Source organism: Nostoc sp. DSM 114159, assembly GCF_053470285.1.
Genome location: NZ_JBPFEH010000001.1, coordinates 768,213 through 787,640 on the forward strand (window position 1 = coordinate 768,213; position 19,428 = coordinate 787,640).

Below are 19,428 nucleotides of genomic sequence, written 5' to 3' on the forward strand. Positions count from 1 at the left end.
AAACTGAAACACTTATCCAATGGATGTTTCACAATCTAAAATCTAAAATCGTTCGACTGAGCGTAGCCGAAGTCTAAAATCTAAAATGGTATAACCCTTGAGAGCCAGTTAAACACCACTCTCCTCAATGGGGGAAAATACGTACATAGCTGGCTCACCTACACCCTTGACTCTTGATAATCAGGTTTTAATTATGTTGTCTGGCTTAACAAAGTTTATACTGGGATTTTTCTTAGCGATCGCTGTGCTAATAGGTGGCGGTGCTGCAATTGCATTCTATTTTATGAATCGCACCGGCATAGCCCCTGCCAAACCCATTTTTTCCAACGATAGTCCCTCAGTGAAAGCCCAAGCTCCTAAAAAAACTGAGCCTGGAGAAAGTAAGCCCGCTCTTACACCTGGAACATCTACTCAATCGTCTGCAAGCCCAACCTCTACTCCCACAGAATCACCAAAGGCTACCCCATCATCCAAACCATTACCATCGGGAGCTTACCGAGGACGTGTTAGTTGGGCTGAAGGCTTGAGTTTGCGATCGCAACCAAATCAAGAAGCTGAAAAGATTGGTGGAGTCGCTTTTAATCAAAAAATTATTATTTTGTCAGAAAGCGAGGATAAAGCTTGGCAAAAGATCCGTTTGGAAGATAGCGAACAAGAAGGTTGGGTAAAAGCAGGTAATACTGAAAAAGTTGATGAACAATAGGTATAGGGTATGGGGCATGGGGCATTGGGCAAAATAGTGCTGAGTTAGGAGTTAGGAGTTTTATTTATCTCCTTGTCTCCCTTGTCTCCCTTGTCCCCTTGTCCCCCACTCCCCAGGACACTTACTTGTAAAGAATCATACGAAAAGTAATTCTTACATCTAGTAAGTGGTATACTTTTTTATATTTATTAACTTAAAAAAGCAAGTGAAAACAGGGGTAGCTAGCCATTTAATCAAGCTTGCCTCAGTCTACGAGGCATCCGAAAGCATCAAGGTTGTTCCTATCGTAGTTAATTTTAAATTTTTAAATTGGAAAAAGTTATCGACTTTTGGTGCAATGCGTTTTTTATCAGTGGCTCTGATTACGGGGCTTCTGAGTATTGCTGGAGAAGTTTTAGCACTTCAAAAAATAGGAAGTAATGGGCCTGAAGTTAGCAGTAGCCAGAGATGTTTAAAAAAGTTAGGCTATTTTAACGGCCCAATGACAGGTAAGTTTGCTAGCTTGACTCAAAATGCTGTAATCAAATTCCAGCGAGCCAATAGAATATCGGCTGATGGAGTTGTAGGTGTTAGCACTCAACGAGCCTTGCAACGAGCGTGTCAAAGTAGAATTTCTAATAGAAATATCGGTGGCGCATCACGTTCGCCAGTTGGTCAATATCCTACTCTTTCTCAAGGCAAAACTGGTGCAGCCGTCACAAGATTACAACAGCGTCTACGGCAGTTAGGCTACTTTAATACTAATCCCACTGGGAATTTTGGACGAATTACTAAAGATGCTGTAATTGCATTCCAGCGAAGTTATCGCATAACTGCTAACGGGATTGTGAATCGACAAACTTGGAACGCACTAATGGGTACTTCTGTGACTCCAGGAAGATCGAGTCTTTCCACTCAACAAGTCAAAGAACTGCAAGTGCGTTTGCGGCAGCTAGGTTATTTAAATGCTGATGCCACTGGGAATGTTGGCCCAATGACTAGAGAAGCTGTAATTGCATTCCAACGAAATAATGGATTACCTGTTGATGGCATTGCTAATGCCCAAGTTCTGGACTCAGTGCGTAGAGTCTCTACAGGTAGCATTCAACAACCAGGTAGAAATTATCTCACTGTAGGCGATCGCGGAGAAAATGTCAGATTAGTTCAAGAGCGTTTGGCGCAGTTGGGTTTCTCTAATACTAATCCTGATGGACTTTTCAACGATTACACTAGACAATCTGTGATTGCATTCCAGCAATATTCTCGAATTAGTTCTACTGGAAATGTAGATTGGCAAACTTGGGAAGCATTGGGGTTAAATGGTTCAACTGGGGGCAATTATACTGAGAATAATAACTATGTATTAGCTAACACTAATCCCTATGCATTACCTCCTGCCAATGACAATGTAGTACCTGTTACCAATGGCAACACATTAGTTGCTAATAATCCTTACAGAGTAATAATTCCAATTTCCAGTAATGATACTCTGAGTAAAGTACAACAATATATACCCAATGCTGTCGCGGAGCAATCCAATTTAGGGGATTATGTGAATGCTGGAGCATTTAGCGATCGCGCCCAAGCAGAAACGCTAACGAAAAAGCTCCGCTCGTTAGGTCTGGATGCACGGGTAAAATACAATTAACTAATTCGTAATTAAATTGATAAACTCAACTGCGAACCTTCTTGAGTTTTATTCACTTCAATCCTGGCTTGGAAGGCTTCTTTGAGGTGGGGCATATGGGTAACAGTGAGGATGCAGGCGAAATCGGAAGCGATCGCATTAATCGCGGCAATCAAGCGATCGCATCCTTCGGCATCCTGTGTACCAAAACCTTCATCCACAATTAACAATTGCAACGCCGCCCCCGCCCGTTGCGCTAATAATTTCGCCAAAGCCAAACGGATGGCAAAGTTAATTCTAAAAGCTTCTCCACCAGAGTAAGTTTCGTAAGCTCGCGTTCCTCTAGAATCGGCGATTAAAATATCTAAGGTGTCTATTAGCTTGGCATTTTTTTTGGTTGATTTAGCACTACGCCCAGCTTTTTGTGTAATAAATTGTACATGAAACTGATTGCCACTCAGCCGCGAAAGTAGTTGATTTGTCTCGGCTTCCAGTTGCGGCAACACGTTCTCAATCATCAATGCTTGGATACCATTTTTACCAAAAGCTTGCGCTAATTCCTGATAAACACGATATTCCTGCTTGCAAGATTGTAATTGCTGCTGCTGTTGTTCGTACTGAATTTGCAGCATTTCCAGTTGATGCGCCAGCTGTTCTAAACGCCCCAACTTCGCTATTTGCTCGTCGAGTTGCCGTCTGCGGATTGCTAGCTGCTGTTCTAAAGCTTGAATTTGGGCAGATGGATTAGCTGTTGCTTGTAGTTGCTGGATAATACTTTCGATTTGGCTGCCGAGTTTTTGGCGCTCCGTGACTCTGGCGCTTCTGGACTCTTCTAACTCTTGCAATCTCGTCTGGAGTTGCGGATACTGCTGCTGGGCTGATAGCAAGTGTTGATACCGCAAATGCCAAGATTGAGCTTTCTTGGCAGCCATACGCAGATTATTGTGCTGCTCAGAACTGTAGCCAATTTCAGTAATGTGACGCTCAAGAGCCGCGATTTGTTTAGCACATTCAGAATCAATCTGCTCTTGCTGGATTTTGGCTTGTAATTGGGCAATTTGAGATTGTAATTCTGGTTTTCGGGCTAATAGTTGCGCTTGTCGCTTAGTTGCATCTTTTATTTGCTGGAGTTTAATTTCTGCCCATCGCCACCGCTCAACTTCGCTCCGAGCGAGGGCATGATCTTGCTCATTATAATTAACTTGTTGCAGATATTGGTCTAGCTGCCGGAGTTCCGCTTGTTTATCGGGAGCGTAATCACCTGCTTGGAGCGATCGCTCTAAATGCTGTTTTTCAGCAGCAATTTGTTGTAACTGTTCTTGCACATCTGTTGTCGCTTCTAACTGCGCTGCTAACTGTCCCCGTTGTTCGCGTAAACCATCGTAGCCCATCAATTGTTGGGATATATCGCGATATTCCTGCCTGAGAGTCTGAATTTCTTTGTCAGACACAGCTAATTGTTCCCGCACTACCCAAAACTGCCCTTGAGTATCCTCTAACTCACTTTGGGTTTTTTCCACTACCCGACTCCAGTGATGTTCGTCTAAAGGACGCTCGCATAATGGACAAAGTGCTTCAGGATTTTGCAGCATTTGCAATTTCTGCTCTAATTCTCCCAGCAGTTTTTCATAATCCCGTTGGTGAGCTTGCAAACGTTCGATAAAATGCCGCCTTTCTTGCCCTTTTTCTTGGACTCGTTGCAGATAAACCCGCTTTTTCTCCAGTTCCTCAATCTGAATTGCCACATCCATCACCGCTTGTTGCAGTTGCGGTTGGCGACTGTGCTGGCGTTGCAATTGGTTCTCAGTACTTTGCAGTTGTTCGAGTCGCGCTACTAAACCAGCATGAGTGCGATCGAGTTGGCTTTGTAAAGTTGCTCGTTGTTGCAACAAGGGAGTCACTTGCATTTGCAATTCATCTAAACGAGTAACATGGTGACGAGCGGCGGCTAGTTGTGACAAAGCGGCTTCGACTTCACCTGATTTAGTTAAAGTTTGTTGAATATCTCGCTCTTGTTGCTGCAAAGCTTCTAGTTGCGCTTGGGCTTGTTGCAGTTGCCGTTCGATTTCGTGAATTTGTTTGGTAAGCTGTTGTTGCTTTTGTTGGCGATTTTGTTGGGCGCGGGTATGTTCTTCAAATTTGACAGCAAAAGCTTCTTCTTGAGATTGGAGACTTTGATATTGAGCGTATCCAGCTTTAATTTCAGCTTCTTGGTGTAATATTTTTTCTAAATCTGCTAGCTGAGAGCCAATAGCTGATTGTTCTTGTTGGAGGCGATCGCAATCTTGGGTAAGATTTTGGTATTGCTGCTTTATAAAGCTAAGTTGTTGTTCCCAATTTTGGCGCTGGTGCTGGACAACTTGCAAACTTTGTAATTGAATATTATCAAAAGCTTGTACCTGTTGCAGTTGGTTGAGTTCGGCTTCTAACTCCACTCTTTGCGCTTGGGTGATCTGGCGTTGTTGCAGCTGAATTTTTATCGACTCCAAAGAACGCTCTAACTCTACTGCCTGGGCTTTGAACTGACGAGAAGATTCCTTTGCTCGTTCTTCCAAATCATCGTACTGATTGAGTTTTAACAACTCCGCTAAAATTTCTTTGCGTTCTGTGGGACGCTTGAGCATGAATTCATCTGCACGACCTTGACGTAAGTAGGCAGAATTAATAAAAGTATCATAATCAAGCTTAATATGTTCTAAAATCAAATCTTGGGTTGCTCTGACCCCTTTGCAAGTGAGTGAGCGAAACCCAGATGGTATTTCTATTTGAAATTCGAGGACGCTAGTACCTCCCCGAATTCGGGTACGAATCACCCGATATTTTTGTTGGTTACTTTTGAAAGTAAAATCAACCCGAACTTCTTTCGCACCAGAATAGATGACATCATCTTCAGCAGTGGCGCGGCTTTCACCCCAAATTGCCCAAGTGATTGCTTCTAAAAGAGAAGATTTACCCGCACCATTGGAACCCGAAATACAAGCCGTATGCAAACCGCCAAAATCTAAAGTTGCATTACGGTAACTAAGGAAGTTTTTGAGGATAAGTTGTACTGGGATCATTCAGGCTATAGCGCCACATCTACTTTTAATTATTAACAGTACAGATGCACTGTTTGTTAGTTTAGCTATCTAGATATCAGGTTTCTAGTCTTGAAGACATCAATTTTACAAAAATTTACAATTATCTGAGTGAATTTTTCTTGTTGCATGAAAAAGTTTTACTGTCTTCAAAGAAAAATGAAACTCTTCTGGAGGCTTTTCGTTATTTTTTTCTGTTGACTGAGAAGAAAACATTCTTATTTGATTTGTGAGAATTGAAAGTCACAGATCCCCGACTTCTTTGAGAAGTCGGGGATCTTGTCTCTTGGGAATTATTTAGGATTGTTATTGGCTAATTGCGTAGGCGTAGCCTGTCTTAGACATCGCTATCATTTGACCTTGACCGAGGTATCAACAATCCAATATATGTACCGACAGCAAATTTGGTTAAATCTAGAAATGGAGGGCGACTCTTCTCATCGATAACTGCGAGAGTGAGAGAACCAATTACCATAATCAGCGTTGCAACAGCTAGCACTTCATCTCTTGAAGGAAATTTCTTGGATAACATAGACTCCCTCGCAAATTGTTTGAATCACTACATCCATACTTTGACAGGTGAGTGTTTGTTCTAGGCTTAAATACAGGTTTGAGATATGAGTGACTTGTGTATGCGATGAGCATGAATTGCCAAATTGGTAGTTAGAATCAGCAAAAGTGTGGTGGTTAGCTTATGTCCAGGCGATCGCTTTCCTGTTCTCCAGAAGGTATCCAAAAAGCAAAAAGAGCTTTAATTCGCTGTTCCTTAACTCAAAAAGCATTAGCTGAAGATTTACAAGTAACTCGCCAGCCGATTGGAAAGTTCTTTACAGGTAAACCTGTTGACCGCAATCTTTTTGTCCAGATTTGCGACAGGCTAGATTTAGAGTGGGAAGAACTAGTTACTGAACCAGCCAGTGAACCAGAGGTAAATCAGCATAACAGTATTGATATTGATGCGATCGTGCAAGGGGTACGCGAAAAGATAAAACCCATCATTCAAGAACGTTGCGGCACAATGCGAGTGCTAGATATGACTCAACCCATTGGCTTGAATGACATTTACACCAGCGTTAATATTTTGGAAAAAATCACTGGACAGCGGCGGTTAGGCATTGATGAATTATTACAACAGTGTAAAAGCCAAGATTTTGACCGCTTTGGACTGGGCAGAATTACTCAAAAACGAGTACCAGGGCTAGAGGCGGTAGAAAAATATCCTAAGTTGATGATTTCAAGGGGCGACAAACGCCTCTAAACCTAGCCAGATAAAGGTTTGAGAGGTACAGACCCCTTAAAAAATGTGGGTATTTATTGAGAATGAACTGTACAGTTATTAAGCGGCTACCTGTAGGGTACAGTTTAATGGTAAAAAAGAACGGTCTCGTAATTTGATTAAGACCGTCGTCATAATGCTGGCATCATTCTACCAAAACTTCTTAGAAAAATACCTAAATAAAGCACAGTTAATCACTTTGAAAATGTTGGTGTGGTTGTTACAAAATCAAAAACAGGTGAAGATAGAAAGACTGGCAGCAACCTTACCTCTACCAATACAGCAAAACAGTCGTAGACGGCATATACAAAGGTTTTTAACATTGAATGCCTTAAGTGTAGTATTGTTGTGGTTTCCTATCATTGAAGCAATAATTAACCAACATTTTAAGGTAGGGTCACAATTAACTATTGCGATGGATAGAACGCAGTGGAGAGAAAATAATGTGTTAATGGTGAGTGTGATTTACCAAAAAAGAGCTTGGCCAATATATTGGTGTCTGTTAGAGAAAGATGGTTGCAGTAACTTAGAAGAACAACAAAAAGTATTACGTCCAGTAATCCGCTTGTTAAAAACGTACAAATTAGTGATTATTGGGGATAGGGAATTTCATAGCATAGAACTGGCGCAGTGGCTCCACAAGCAGAAACTCAGTTTTGTGTTTCGTCAAAAAAAGGATACTACTTTTCGCCAAAAAAGACAAAAATTTCAGCCTTTAAGTAGCATTGAGATTTATCCTGGTGTTCGCTCCTTTTATACCGATGTTAAAGTTACTCAAAAACAAGGTTTTGGTTGGTTCAATTTAGCTGTTTATTGGAAAAGAAAGTACAGAGGGAAACAAGACAAAGAAGCTTGGTATTTATTAACTAATTTGCCTGATTTAAACACTGCTCTCAAAATATATGCTCAACGTTTTGGGATTGAGGCGATGTTTAAAGACTGTAAAACTGGTGGCTACAATTTGGAAAGCTCTCAAGCCACTCCTGATCGACTTGTACGAATAATATTCTTAATTGCTTTGGCTATGACCAGTGCTTGGTTACATGGGCAAAGAACTAAATTTCAAAAACTTGATTCTTATATTTGTCGCCAAGAAGAAAAGAATAGAACCCAGAAACGTCACAGTAATTTCTGGATAGGTTTATATGGTGAGCCAGCGCGGTCTTGGGGGTTTCCCCCATGAGCGACTGGCGAACCCGTAAGGGTCAAAATTGGATAGAAGCAATGCAAGGGTGTCAAGTATGGGTCGAGGAAATGCTCGGTTTCATTCGCAATAAGCAGGCATATTATCAGCGAGGTTTAAGGGCTATGAAGCTTATACAGCAAGCACTTTAAGGAGCTTGTCGCCCCCTGAAGTTGATGATTTTGGGTAAGCCAGGAGCAGGTAAAACTACGTTTTTGAAGTATTTGGCAATTCAGTGTATTGAAGCTAAATTTCAGAGTAATTGCGTGCCAATTTTTATCACACTCAAAGACTTCGCTGAAGCCTTAAATCAACCTGGATTGTTGGAATACATCAGTGAAAATGCCGTAAATCACGTTTCTGCAACAAGTAACATTTTAGAGACGCAATTTATCACGTCTATTCAAAATGTGATAACTCACGGTAAAGTATTACTTTTACTCGATGGCTTAGATGAGGTTAGAGAAGAAGATAACAGCCGTATATTAAAGGAAATTCGTGAGTTTTCTGACCGTTTCCCAAACAATCACTTTGTAATGACTTGCCGGATTGCAGCACGTGAGTATACTTTTGAAAAGTTTACGGAGGTTGAAGTTGCTGATTTTGACGATGAGCAAATTGCTAATTTTGCAAATAATTGGTTTAAGAATAAAGCTATAAAATCAAAGACTTTTATTAAACTCCTCAAAGACAATAACCGAATTCAAGAACTCGCTATAAGTCCGCTCCTACTAACACTGTTATGTTTAGCATTTGAAGAGTCAGGAGATTTTCCAGCAAATCGTTCTGAGCTATACAAAGAAGGAATAGATACGCTATTAAAAAAATGGGATGCAAAGCGGGGAATTCAGCGCGATCAAGTTTATAAAAAGCTGTCAGTCCAACGTAAAGAAGATTTACTCAGTAAAATTGCTCTGGCTACCTTTGAGTTAGGTGACTATTTCTTTAAACAAAAAATAGCAGAACAATACATTACAGAATATATCCGCAATTTACCTGGTGCTAATACTGATGAGGAAGCATTGCAATTTGATAGCGAGCAAGTTTTGCATTCAATTGAGCATCATCATGGACTTGTTGTAGCCAGGGCAAAAAATATTTACTCTTTTTGTCACCTTACATTTCACGAGTATTTCACTGCTAGAGAATTTGTGGTTGTCAGACAGTCATCAGAAGAGGCGCTACAAAATCTTGTTAGCCACATGACCGAGAAACGTTGGCGAGAAGTCTTTTTGCTAGCTGTTGGAATGTCACCAAGTGCAGATCGATTATTGCTGTGTATAAAAAAGAAAATTGATGCGAGTCTGGCTGATGAGCAAAAGTTGCAACAGTTTCTTATATGGGTAAGAGAGAAATCTATTTCCGTTGAGGTTTCTTACAAACCAGCAACAGTTAGAGCTTTTTACTTTTCTCTCTCATTCTTTCGAGCCTTCTCCTTTTCCCGAGTTGTTTCCCTCTCCCGATCTCTCGAAGTCTTCCTTCCTCTCAACTTTGACCTTGACCTCGACTTTGAGCTATGTCGACCAGTCAACCTCTCTCTCGATCTCAATCTCTCTCAACTTCTCTCCAGAACCCTTAACTCAGAACTCAAGTATTCACTGCAACAACTTCAAGAGCAACTACCAGACGGAAAAGACTGGAAAAAATCTCAGAAATGGTGGTTAGATGATATGCAAGCTTGGAGAGAGGAATTAAGAGCAGTAATAATTAAACATCGTAATGTTGGTCATAATTGGCAGTTTAGCGAACGGCAGAAGGAGTTACTAAACCAGTACCACAATGCTAATTTGTTACTGATATCTTTCCTAAATAGCGATTGTTATGTCAGCCGTGAAGTCCGACAGCAAATAGAAGATACTTTACTATTACCGATCGCAGAGATTAAACAGCGCCAACAGCAATCATAAATACCCATATAATAGATAGTGAATTATTCGTTAAAAAAACGAAAATATTTCACCAATATTCGCAAATAAATCTAGAATGGAAGTAAGAGTTCACAGTCAACCCATTCGCCTCTATTCAATGGCTTAAATATGTGGACATGAGTAATAAAACAGCATTTTGGAACAAAATGATACTCATTTAGGTCGTGCAAACCTTTCATCTTTAATTTTAGTAACGCACATTAGCAGAATACAAATTCTGAGAAGCGATGTCTATGACGGTTTACGTCTGTGCGATCGCAAAAACTTCCCATCAGAATAAGTACTTGTATACGCCTACAGACAGGTTCCAAAACAGTCAGAAACAAACTCAGTGAATCCTCGTCATTAAATACATCACATATACAAAGGATAACCCTCTTATGACTCGCATACATCAATGGAAATCTGGTACTGTTGCATTTATCGCAATGGCGGTTACTACAACCGTCATTAGTCCCCTATTGAGCTTGACTCCTGCTAATGCACAATATAGAATTAACCAAGACAGAATTGGGCAATACGGAAACGTTACTATTCCTTCTGGAGTTAACCTTCCTGTAACCTACGAAAAAGAGACAATTACTATTGCTCCAGGAGAAAGTAAATCTCTAACCTTGAGAATTGCCAATGACATTATCGATAGAAATAGAAATGTCTTAATTCCTGCTGGTACTAAAATAAATGGACGGCTAGAACCTGTTGATTTAGATGGTTATTCCAGAGATAGAAATGATAACCAAGGAAAAGGCGTAAGGTTTGTCGCTCAAGAATTAGAATTTTCTAATGGTCAACGTCAGTCAATTAACGCAAGTTCTCGGACATACACCACAACTCAAAGAGTTAAACAGGGGCCCAACACCAGTCAGGTTTTAACTGACGCAGCTATTGGTGGGGGTGCTGGTGTTTTAGGTTCACTAATTACTGGTAATCGCAGAATTGACGATTTAAAACCTGTTCTCGGTGCGGCTGCGGGTGCGGGTGCGAGTGTGCTTTTGCGGAACAAAGAAAGAGATGCTTTTGTCCTCAGACCTGAACAGGATTTAAGGCTCACACTGAATTCTAACTTGAATTTAGTACCACAATCCCGCTACTAAATTTAACTTCATTCAAGTTGTGAATTTAATTATCCCTTATATGCGATCGCCACTTTAACTAGAGTGTGCGATCGCCTTTATTTTTAACCCTAAAAAATTCTCTTGAACAGCAACTATTCCACCTCTGTATCGTCTTAATCAATGTCGATATTTATTGTAATACTTGTTTAAAAATTAGCTCTATTGTATTCTGTATCTAAAAGAGTATTCAAAATTATGGAATATCCTGATACTTTTATTAAGTAGTAGCGATCGAGGAGCTTTTTCTTATGGTAATTCAAGGTTTAAATTTAGGCACATATCTTGCAATTCCCGTAGTATTAAGTCTTTTGGTTCCGGGAGACAATATAAAAGTATCTTTAGTTGAAAACGCCAGTCAGGTATCCACTAACAAGGAAGTTAGTCTATCTAGCGGTGAGCTAATCAGCGCTAATTCAACACCGAAAACATACTATGTTAGTGGTAGTGGAAACGACAATAATAGCGGACTTTCTACTTCATCTGCCTTTAAAACAATTCAAAAGGCAGCAGACCTTACGAACCCTGGCGATACAGTATTGATAATGAACGGAGTATACACAAATACAGGCAAAGCTGGGAGTGTAGTAAATATTATACGTTCTGGAACTGCAAATGCATGGATTAGGTATAAAGCATATCCTGGGCATTTCCCAAAAATTCAGCACAATACATGGAATGGTATCACGATTTCAAATAAAGCTTCGTATATCGAGATCAACGGGTTAGAGGTTATGGGAAACAATCCCAATATAACCCTTGATTATGCGATGAGTCAGAAGACTAACAAACAAAACCCACTGACGAATGGAAACTGTATCAACATTGATGGTCGAACAAATGGTCATGTTCATCACATCCGTATTTTGAACAACAAAGTGCATGACTGTGGAGGAGCAGGTATTTCAGCAATTCAAGCAGACTATGTGACAATAGATAATAATGTGGTATTTAATAATGCCTGGTACAGCGTTTATGGTTGCAGTGGCATTTCGATGTTGAATAATTGGAATTCTGATAACAACCAGGGATACAAGATGTTTGTTACCAACAACAAGACCTACAACAATCGTATGTACATCCCTTGGATTGCAGTTGGAAAGATCACAGACGGTAATGGCATTATTATCGATAGTACAAGAAATCAAGACAATTCAAAATTGGGCGCATATAAAGGACGTACTTTAGTTAAAAACAATCTTACATTTAATAATGGTGGTTCAGGGATTCATGCATTTTTTAGCGACCATGTTGATATTGTAAATAACACAGCTTTTTTAAATAATCAGAGTCCAGAAATTAATGGAGGGCAAATATTTGCTCATACCTCATCCGATGTCAGAATTCTCAGGAACATTCTCTATGCTTTTCCTGACAAAAATATTAATAACAACACTAAAAACAAAAACGTTGTTTATGATTATAATATCTATCTCAATAGCACTAAGATAACTGCTAAGGGGCCTCACGATATTGTTGCAGACTCAGAGTTTTTAAGTAAGCATCCCACTCTCGAAAAAATCTCTGACAATTTGAAATCAGAGTTAGAGAAACAAAATCCGCCAACGCGGACTGTTATACAGGCTAATTCGGCAGGTTTTGTTTGCGATCCAGTGAATTATCCTTTGCAAGGCAATCAGATCGTAGTGGGATGCTCCTCGCTATCTTCAACTCAAACTGCTTTTTCTGATGTTTCATCTAACTATTGGGCGGCACAATTTATTCAACAATTGTCTCAGCAAGGTGTAATTGCTGGATTTCCTGATGGTAGCTTCCGCCCTGAAGAACCGGTGACACGCGCTCAATTTGCCGCGATGATCGACAAAGCTTTCCCAAAAGCCCAGCAACGGCAGGCAATCAATTTTACTGATGTACCTAGCAACTATTGGGCATCTAGTGCGATTGGGCAAGCTTATACTATTGGTTTCTTATCTGGTTATCCTGGAAATCGCTTTGAGCCTAATCAAGCTATTCCCCGCGAGCAGGTTTTGGTTTCCCTCGCTAACGGTCTGAAATATAGTCCCAGTGGCAATGCCGAAAGCACTCTGAAATACTTCAACGATGCCTCTAACATCGCTAACTATGCCCGTAGCCCGATCGCCGCAGCAGCCCAAAAGCAAATTGTGGTGAACTATCCGAACGTGAAATCCCTGAATCCAACTGCAACCGCCACTCGCGCCCAGGTAGCAGCTTTTATCTACCAAGCATTGGTTAGTTCTAATCAAGCCCCAGCAATTAACTCGCCTTATGTTGTGTTAAGAGTCAGCAATTAACTTCGGATCTACTACTTCAACACCTGTATCAGTCACAATTAGAATCTGTTGATTTAGATAGTTATTTAATAGGCGATCACTACTTTAACTAGAGTGTGCGATCGCCTTCACTTTTAACTATAAAATTGTGTATTTAACAGCAACTATTATTTCTCTAGATCGTCTCACTCCGTATCTATATTTTTGGAAATCTGCTAATAGAGAATAGTGTGATGATATTACTTCTATTAACGTGAGTTTGACGGCTCTAAAAACCCCATTTCCATTCCTCTCCCCCACTATTCGAGAGGCTTTGAAACCCTAATTTTTTCGTTGTCAACTAAGAATATTTCTGCCCCTCTCCACCTCGGAGAGGGGTTGGGGAGAGGTTCATCGAACTCACGTTCTATTAGCTAGTTCGTTTGGCAGAGATGTTTTAATGATGACTGCATGACTAAAGTAATGGTTTTGACAAAAAGCAGAAAAATTAGGAACCTTGTACTTTAGTAAATGTCTAACTAATTAACAGTAAAAAAAATAATAGAACTGGAGCAAAAAAATAATGTTTAACTTAAATCGTTGGCAATCTAGAACAGCTGCATTCATGGCTTTAAGCGTCACAGTCGGTACTGTAGCGCCTTTCATTACAGCTTCACCATCTTTAGCTCAAACGAGTTTTTCTGATGTTTCATCTAACTATTGGGCAGCACAATTTATTCAACAATTGTCACAGCGAGGTGTAATTGCCGGATTTCCTGATGGTAGTTTCCGCCCAGAAGAACCGGTGACACGCGCTCAATTTGCTGCGATGGTTAACAAAGCTTTCCAAAAAGCACAGCAACGGCCAGCAATCAATTTTGCTGATGTACCCAGCAACTATTGGGCATCCAGTGCAATCCAGCAAGCTTATACCATTGGTTTCTTATCTGGTTATCCCGGTAATCGCTTTGAGCCTAATCAAGCTATTCCCCGCGAACAGGTTTTAGTTTCTCTCGCTAACGGTTTGGAATATACTCCTAGCGGTAATACCGAAAGCACTCTGCAATACTTCAACGATGCCTCTAACATCGCTAGCTATGCCCGTAGCCCGATCGCCGCAGCAACTGAAAGGAAAATTGTGGTGAACTATCCGAATGTGAACTTCCTGAATCCAACTGCAACCGCTACTCGCGCCCAGGTAGCAGCTTTTATCTACCAAGCATTGGTTAGTTCTAATCAAGCCTCAGCAATTAACTCGCCTTATGTTGTGGCTGTCGGATCTACTACCCCAACACCTACATCAGTGACAATTGCTCAAGGGACTACTATTCCTGTGAAGTATGACAAGGCAGAAAAAATTCTCGTTACAAAGGATGAAACATCGCCTTTGACATTGACAGTATCCCAAAACGTGGTAACGCAAGACGGAGCTGTAGTCATTCCTGCTGGGAGCCAAGTTGTTGGTCAACTCAAACCTGCTACAGGCGGTTCTCAATTCGTTGCCGAGAAACTAGTTTTGACCAATGGTCAAGAGTATCAGCTTAATGCTAGTTCTGACGTGATTACCAAAACTGAAACCGTCAAGAAGGGTACTAGTCTTGGTTCAATTATCAAGGATACTGTATTGGGCGCAGGTGCGGCAACTGCGGTATCTGCTGTCACAGGCGATCGCGCTATTGCCACAGAAGAAGTCTTGGGTGGTGCTGGTATCGGTGCGTTGGTTGGTCTGTTCTTCGGCAAGAATAGTGTTGACTTAATCGCCATTGACCCAAATACTGATTTACAAATGACCATCAATCAAAACTTGTTGGTTTCATTAAGATAGTCATTAGTACATTTAAAGCCGAATTGAAAGAATAGCGTAAGTACTATATATTGTATGTATATAGTACTTACGCTAGTTTTTTTATCAAACTAAAAACTTTTAGAAAATTCCTGAAACTAAATTTAAGTTAAGCAAGTTTTTTATGCCGTTGTTTATTAATTTATGAGAGTGATAATAGCGCTATAGAGGTGAGACAAAACTAATTTTATAGATATTATTAAAAAAATAATTTCAATGATTGGTACTTTTAGTAGACTGAAAAGTTTTGATTGAGGAAAGAATAAAAGTATTACGAATTACGAATTAGTAATTATTCGGTCAAGCCGTTCGTAATCGTTCGATGTCTCGCATCGGTGGCGCACCGAACAGGCGTGAATATTCCCGGCTGAACTGTGAAGGACTTTCGTACCCGACCTGATAAGCAGCAGAGGTTGCATCACAATCTTCCGTCAGCATCAAGCGACGAGCTTCTAACAGTCTTAACTGCTTTTGATATTGAAGTGGACTCATTGAGGTCACTTGTTTGAAGTGCTGATGAAACGATGAAGTAGACATTCTCACCTGCTTTGCTAAGTCCTCGACTCGCATCGGCTGAGTAAACTTAGACTTAATCCGTTTGATCGCTTCAGCAATTCGCTGCATACTGCTGCCAGAGGTAGCAATTTGACGCACAGCTTCACTTTGTTCCCCGATCAGCAGACGGTAGTAGAGTTCCCGAATCATCATCGGTGCCAGCATGGGAATATCCTGTGGCGTATCTAAGAGCTTAGTGAGGCGAAGGGCACAGTCAAGCAACGTGGGATCGGCGTTGCTCACAAATAAGCCTCGGACGGAGTTCTCTTTCTTCGCCGAACTAAAATTCATTTGAGCAGCCATTTCACAAAGTTGCATTGGGTCTAGGGTCAGCTTTAATCCCAAATACGGCCGATCGCTTGTCGCCTCAACAATACACCCACCGATGGGGAGATCGACTGAGACAACAAGACATTGCCCGATCTCATAGGGATACGTTTCCTCTCCCAGCACTATGTTTTTCTTGCCTTGAACGAGAATGGCCAGACGCGGTTCATAATCCTGGTAAATGATGGCAGATGACGCATTCGATCGCGAAAAGCTCAATGATGCGATCGCAGTTGGATAGACAAGGTTGTTATTGGGTTCGGTGTGCCGCGCCACTAATGCCGCCAGCGCTTCGCACCGATCTGCAACTACCTCAGAATTGGGGATAACGAAAGTCATGGTACCTCGACTCATTCAATGCCCTACACGATTATAAAATGTCATCAAGCAATCCATGCTGGAGAATTAGGCAAGGATCGAAGAGTTTTAGGCATTGGAAACGCTGAATCGAATTCGTAGGATGAAAGTATCTCAAGCAAGACCTTAAAGAGTCCGAAGAACGATGCCGCATTTCTTTTCTGAAATTAAAAACTTCTTGGAGGAAATGGCAATCCGTCCAAACAAACTTTGAAAAGTTTTACGCCTTTGAACTCCTCAATAACAACTGAAGCAATAAGCAGGAGAACCTATTTATGCAAAATACTCCGCAACAAATGAAAGCAATGGCTGTGGACGAGTTCGGTCATGCTGACAAGCTGACTTTGCACACCTTACCCGTGCCTATGGTAGATGCAGGCGAAGTTTTGATTCGTATCGAGATCGCCGGAGTTGGCATCTGGGACGCAATGGAGCGTGAAGGCGATCTGGTGTATAACGAAGTCCACTTTCCGCGTGTGCTGGGCGGCGAATGTGCAGGCACGATCGTTGCTATTGGCGACGGCGTTGAGCGTTTTGCTGTTGGCGATCGCGTTTACGCCCAAAGCTTCATGAACGACAAGGGCGGTAGCTATGCTCAGTACGTCGTCGTATCTGAGAAAACGGTCGCGCTGATGCCCGATGGTCTCGATATGCTGATGGCAGGCGGGCTACCCATTGCTGGTATAACAGCGCTAAACAATTTGCAGGCGCTGGGGATAAGCAGCGAAACCAAATTAATGCTATGGGGCGCGAGTGGTGGCGTCGGTCACGTCGCGCTGCAACTGGCTAAACGTATGGGGGCAAACGTTTTCGCGATCGCATCGGGTGCAGACGGTGTAGCTTTGGCTAAACAATTGGGTGCCGATGAAGCAGTAGACGGACACAGCGACGACATTGCCCAACGCGCCCGCACTTTTGCACCCGATGGCTTCGATGCGGCGCTGGTGCTGGTGGGCGGCGATACAGTTCAATCTACGCTGAGTTTAGTGCGTCAGGGTGGGATCGTCTCCTTTCCTAATGGCGTGATGCCCGAACCCAAAGCGCCCGACGGGGTGGAACTCAAGAAGGCAAATGGCTTCGCCGACCCGATATTGTTAGACGAACTTAACCGATTGATCGGTATCGGTGAGTTTCAAGTTCACATCGCGCAGACATTTGCGCTGTCAGAGGCGGCACAAGCGCAGGATGCGATGAAACAGCACTATCTGGGCAAAATCGTGTTGCGTGTGAGCGGCGAATAAGCGCTGATTGAATTTTCAGCTTTTACAACAACTTAACTTTCAACAAATTTTGACATCTTTCCAGGAAAATATACCTATGAATCTCACGGACAACACCATCCTCATTACTGGCGGCACAAGCGGCATCGGTCGTGGGCTTGCTGAGGCTTTCTATCAACGCGGTAATCAAGTTATTATCGCGGGTCGCCGTCAACATCTTCTCGACGAAATCACCGCCGCTCACTCCGGTATGCACGGGATTCAACTTGACGTTCAAGATCCGGCGGACATCGAAGCCTTTGCTTCCCGCATTCGAGAGCAGTTCCCTAAACTCAATGTTCTAATCAACAATGCCGGAATTGGTAAGACGGAAGACCTCACCTCAGATCCGATCGATTTCTCCGTGATGCAGTCTATAATTCAGACTAATGTTGTCGGTGTACTTCACCTGACGGCGGCACTCCTCCCGACTCTCAAACAGCAACCGCATTCAACGATTATCACCACCACCTCTGGCTTGGCTTTCGTTCCCATCAGTCCATATCCGACTTATTGCGCGAGCAAGGCTTTTTTGCACTCTTGGTTGCAGTCGCTCCGCGTTCAACTTCGGGAAACCTCCGTGGAGGTTCTTGAACTTGCCCCACCCTATGTACAGACGGAGTTTGGCGGGGCTAGTCAGGCGACCGATCCTGCCGCAATGCCACTGGCTGACTTTATTGCTGAAGTGATGCAGATTCTCAGTACTCCCAACCCGCCCCACGGCGAAATCCTTGTTAATCGTGTCAAAGCATATCGCTTTGCTGAAAGGAACGGTGAATATGAGCAAATATTCGCGAGCCGCAACGAACAATGACAAGCGATAGGAATCTATCGATCGCCAGGAGAGGGCTTCGATCGCACGCAGCGACATCAATGGACTTCTTGCAGAAGTCGGGAAAAGGGGAAGGGGTAAAGGGGTAAAGGCTAATCAAAACCCTTTTCCCTTTAACCTTTTCCCTTTCCCCCCTCTTGCAAAAGTTACTTTTGCAAGAGGTCTAATGAGAAATGGACTCTCAAAATTGCTTTCATTAAATCACTAAAAAATTTTTGGAGAAAGTCGCAATATGTCTGAGCAAACCAACCTTGGCGGCACTTTTACGTTGCCGAACACTTCAATCACAGTGAAGCGCATAGGTTATGGTGCTATGCAACTCGCGGGTCCGAATGTAATGGGTGCGCCGCGAGATGTGGATGCAGCCGTTGCTGTTTTGCGCGAAGCGATCGCCCTTGGCATTAATCATATCGATACCAGCGACTTCTACGGACCTCACATCACGAATCAGATTATCCGACAAGCGCTGCATCCCTACCCGGAAGATTTAGCGATCGTCACCAAGGTTGGAGCGCGTCGTCCTGAAGATGGATCGTGGGTTCCCGCGATGTCGCCGCAGGAGCTGACCGAGGCGATTCACGACAACTTGCGTAACCTCGGACTCGATGCGATCGATGTTGTCAATCTCCGCTTGATGGGTAACGTTCACGGGCCATCGGAGGGTTCTCTTGCAGAGCCGCTAACGACCTTAGCCGAACTTAAGGAGCAGGGATTAATTCGTCACCTCGGTTTGAGCAATGTCACACCTACGCAGTTGGCAGAGGCGCAAACGATCGCAGAAATCGTCTGCGTGCAGAATCAGTACAACGTAGCGCACCGGGAAGATGACGCTTTCATTGACGACCTCGCAAAGCAGGGAATTGCTTATGTGCCGTTCTTCCCGCTGGGTGGGTTCAATCCGTTGCAATCATCAGCCCTCGATGCTGTCGCAGCATCACTTGGAGCCACACCGATGCAGGTCGCCTTGGCATGGCTGCTTCAGAGATCGCCGAACATCTTGTTAATTCCCGGAACGTCATCCATTAGTCATCTGCACGAAAACATCAAAGCGGCAGACCTGCAACTTTCACCGCAAACGATCGCACATCTCGACGCGATCGCTACAACTGCGGTTCAGTAAAAACATTAAAGGAAAACGG

General features: G+C 42.5%; 15 protein-coding genes and 1 pseudogene. 13 read left to right on the forward strand and 3 right to left on the reverse strand.

The genetic code is table 11. From position 1 onward, the window contains the following. Positions 1-193: 193 nt before the first annotated feature. Both ACR5KR_RS03125 and ACR5KR_RS03130 read left to right on the forward strand, forming a co-directional pair. Positions 194-703 (forward strand): SH3 domain-containing protein, encoded by a 510-nt coding sequence (locus ACR5KR_RS03125; RefSeq protein WP_448270075.1) that lies wholly within the window; start codon positions 194-196, stop codon positions 701-703. Between the two features lie 337 nt (positions 704-1,040). After that, the gene (locus tag ACR5KR_RS03130; RefSeq protein WP_448265403.1) at positions 1,041-2,330 is read left to right on the forward strand and encodes a peptidoglycan-binding protein; all 1,290 of its coding nucleotides are present in this window, start codon (positions 1,041-1,043) and stop codon (positions 2,328-2,330) included. Between the two features lie 11 nt (positions 2,331-2,341). Here ACR5KR_RS03130 and sbcC read toward each other — a convergent pair whose 3' ends face one another. Beyond that, a complete protein-coding gene (gene sbcC / locus ACR5KR_RS03135; RefSeq protein WP_448265404.1) occupies positions 2,342-5,368 on the reverse strand; it encodes an exonuclease subunit SbcC in 3,027 nt (1,008 codons plus the stop codon). A 355-nt stretch (positions 5,369-5,723) separates the two neighbouring features. Then, complete coding sequence (locus ACR5KR_RS03140) at positions 5,724-5,918, reverse strand: hypothetical protein (protein ID WP_448265405.1); 195 nt, start codon at positions 5,916-5,918, stop codon at positions 5,724-5,726. A 162-nt stretch (positions 5,919-6,080) separates the two neighbouring features. Between ACR5KR_RS03140 and ACR5KR_RS03145 the strand changes: the two genes are divergently transcribed. The 8 genes and pseudogenes from ACR5KR_RS03145 (at position 6,081) to ACR5KR_RS03180 (ending at position 14,941) form a co-directional block, all read left to right on the forward strand. Further along, positions 6,081-6,644 carry a hypothetical protein gene (locus ACR5KR_RS03145; RefSeq protein ID WP_448265406.1) on the forward strand — a complete coding sequence of 188 codons (564 nt, stop codon included), beginning with the start codon at positions 6,081-6,083 and terminating at the stop codon, positions 6,642-6,644. 154 nt (positions 6,645-6,798) lie between these two features. Then, positions 6,799-7,845, forward strand: a complete 1,047-nt coding sequence (locus ACR5KR_RS03150) for an IS4 family transposase (RefSeq protein WP_448265407.1) — start codon at positions 6,799-6,801, stop codon at positions 7,843-7,845. Next, the gene (locus ACR5KR_RS03155; RefSeq protein WP_448265408.1) at positions 7,842-7,997 is read left to right on the forward strand and encodes a hypothetical protein; all 156 of its coding nucleotides are present in this window, start codon (positions 7,842-7,844) and stop codon (positions 7,995-7,997) included. Before ACR5KR_RS03150 ends, ACR5KR_RS03155 begins: the two co-directional genes overlap by 4 nt. 24 nt (positions 7,998-8,021) lie before the next feature. Next, positions 8,022-9,752, forward strand: a complete 1,731-nt coding sequence (locus ACR5KR_RS03160; protein WP_448265409.1) for an NACHT domain-containing protein — start codon at positions 8,022-8,024, stop codon at positions 9,750-9,752. Positions 9,753-9,909: 157 nt separating this feature from the next. Continuing rightward, positions 9,910-10,053: a hypothetical protein gene (locus ACR5KR_RS03165; RefSeq protein WP_448265410.1), complete on the forward strand. Its 144-nt coding sequence runs from the start codon at positions 9,910-9,912 to the stop codon at positions 10,051-10,053. Between the two features lie 100 nt (positions 10,054-10,153). Then, the gene (locus tag ACR5KR_RS03170; RefSeq protein WP_448265412.1) at positions 10,154-10,867 is read left to right on the forward strand and encodes a conjugal transfer protein TrbI; all 714 of its coding nucleotides are present in this window, start codon (positions 10,154-10,156) and stop codon (positions 10,865-10,867) included. 1,643 nt (positions 10,868-12,510) lie between these two features. Further along, positions 12,511-13,140: pseudogene (locus ACR5KR_RS03175) on the forward strand (S-layer homology domain-containing protein); the annotation flags it as partial. 559 nt (positions 13,141-13,699) lie between these two features. After that, positions 13,700-14,941: an S-layer homology domain-containing protein gene (locus tag ACR5KR_RS03180; protein WP_445627807.1), complete on the forward strand. Its 1,242-nt coding sequence runs from the start codon at positions 13,700-13,702 to the stop codon at positions 14,939-14,941. A gap of 318 nt (positions 14,942-15,259) precedes the next feature. Here ACR5KR_RS03180 and ACR5KR_RS03185 read toward each other — a convergent pair whose 3' ends face one another. After that, positions 15,260-16,195 carry an AraC family transcriptional regulator gene (locus ACR5KR_RS03185; protein WP_448265413.1) on the reverse strand — a complete coding sequence of 312 codons (936 nt, stop codon included), beginning with the start codon at positions 16,193-16,195 and terminating at the stop codon, positions 15,260-15,262. A 278-nt stretch (positions 16,196-16,473) separates the two neighbouring features. On the opposite strand from ACR5KR_RS03185, the gene ACR5KR_RS03190 reads away from it, so the two are divergent. The 3 genes from ACR5KR_RS03190 (at position 16,474) to ACR5KR_RS03200 (ending at position 19,409) form a co-directional block, all read left to right on the forward strand. After that, the gene (locus ACR5KR_RS03190; RefSeq protein WP_445627805.1) at positions 16,474-17,439 is read left to right on the forward strand and encodes a quinone oxidoreductase family protein; all 966 of its coding nucleotides are present in this window, start codon (positions 16,474-16,476) and stop codon (positions 17,437-17,439) included. Positions 17,440-17,446: 7 nt separating this feature from the next. Beyond that, the gene (locus ACR5KR_RS03195) at positions 17,447-18,271 is read left to right on the forward strand and encodes an SDR family oxidoreductase (RefSeq protein WP_448265414.1); all 825 of its coding nucleotides are present in this window, start codon (positions 17,447-17,449) and stop codon (positions 18,269-18,271) included. A 250-nt stretch (positions 18,272-18,521) separates the two neighbouring features. Then, positions 18,522-19,409, forward strand: a complete 888-nt coding sequence (locus ACR5KR_RS03200; protein ID WP_448265415.1) for an aldo/keto reductase family oxidoreductase — start codon at positions 18,522-18,524, stop codon at positions 19,407-19,409. Positions 19,410-19,428 lie beyond the last annotated feature (19 nt).

Excerpts from the sequence above, each read along its gene's own strand:
- ACR5KR_RS03125 (WP_448270075.1), top strand. The coding sequence starts at position 194 with ATGTTGTCTGGCTTAACAAAGTTTATACTGGGATTTTTCTTAGCGATC.
- ACR5KR_RS03130 (WP_448265403.1), top strand. The coding sequence starts at position 1,041 with ATGCGTTTTTTATCAGTGGCTCTGATTACGGGGCTTCTGAGTATTGCT.
- sbcC (WP_448265404.1), bottom strand. The coding sequence starts at position 5,368 with ATGATCCCAGTACAACTTATCCTCAAAAACTTCCTTAGTTACCGTAAT.
- ACR5KR_RS03140 (WP_448265405.1), bottom strand. The coding sequence starts at position 5,918 with ATGTTATCCAAGAAATTTCCTTCAAGAGATGAAGTGCTAGCTGTTGCA.
- ACR5KR_RS03145 (WP_448265406.1), top strand. The coding sequence starts at position 6,081 with ATGTCCAGGCGATCGCTTTCCTGTTCTCCAGAAGGTATCCAAAAAGCA.
- ACR5KR_RS03150 (WP_448265407.1), top strand. The coding sequence starts at position 6,799 with ATGCTGGCATCATTCTACCAAAACTTCTTAGAAAAATACCTAAATAAA.
- ACR5KR_RS03155 (WP_448265408.1), top strand. The coding sequence starts at position 7,842 with ATGAGCGACTGGCGAACCCGTAAGGGTCAAAATTGGATAGAAGCAATG.
- ACR5KR_RS03160 (WP_448265409.1), top strand. The coding sequence starts at position 8,022 with ATGATTTTGGGTAAGCCAGGAGCAGGTAAAACTACGTTTTTGAAGTAT.
- ACR5KR_RS03170 (WP_448265412.1), top strand. The coding sequence starts at position 10,154 with ATGACTCGCATACATCAATGGAAATCTGGTACTGTTGCATTTATCGCA.
- ACR5KR_RS03180 (WP_445627807.1), top strand. The coding sequence starts at position 13,700 with ATGTTTAACTTAAATCGTTGGCAATCTAGAACAGCTGCATTCATGGCT.
- ACR5KR_RS03185 (WP_448265413.1), bottom strand. The coding sequence starts at position 16,195 with ATGAGTCGAGGTACCATGACTTTCGTTATCCCCAATTCTGAGGTAGTT.
- ACR5KR_RS03190 (WP_445627805.1), top strand. The coding sequence starts at position 16,474 with ATGCAAAATACTCCGCAACAAATGAAAGCAATGGCTGTGGACGAGTTC.
- ACR5KR_RS03200 (WP_448265415.1), top strand. The coding sequence starts at position 18,522 with ATGTCTGAGCAAACCAACCTTGGCGGCACTTTTACGTTGCCGAACACT.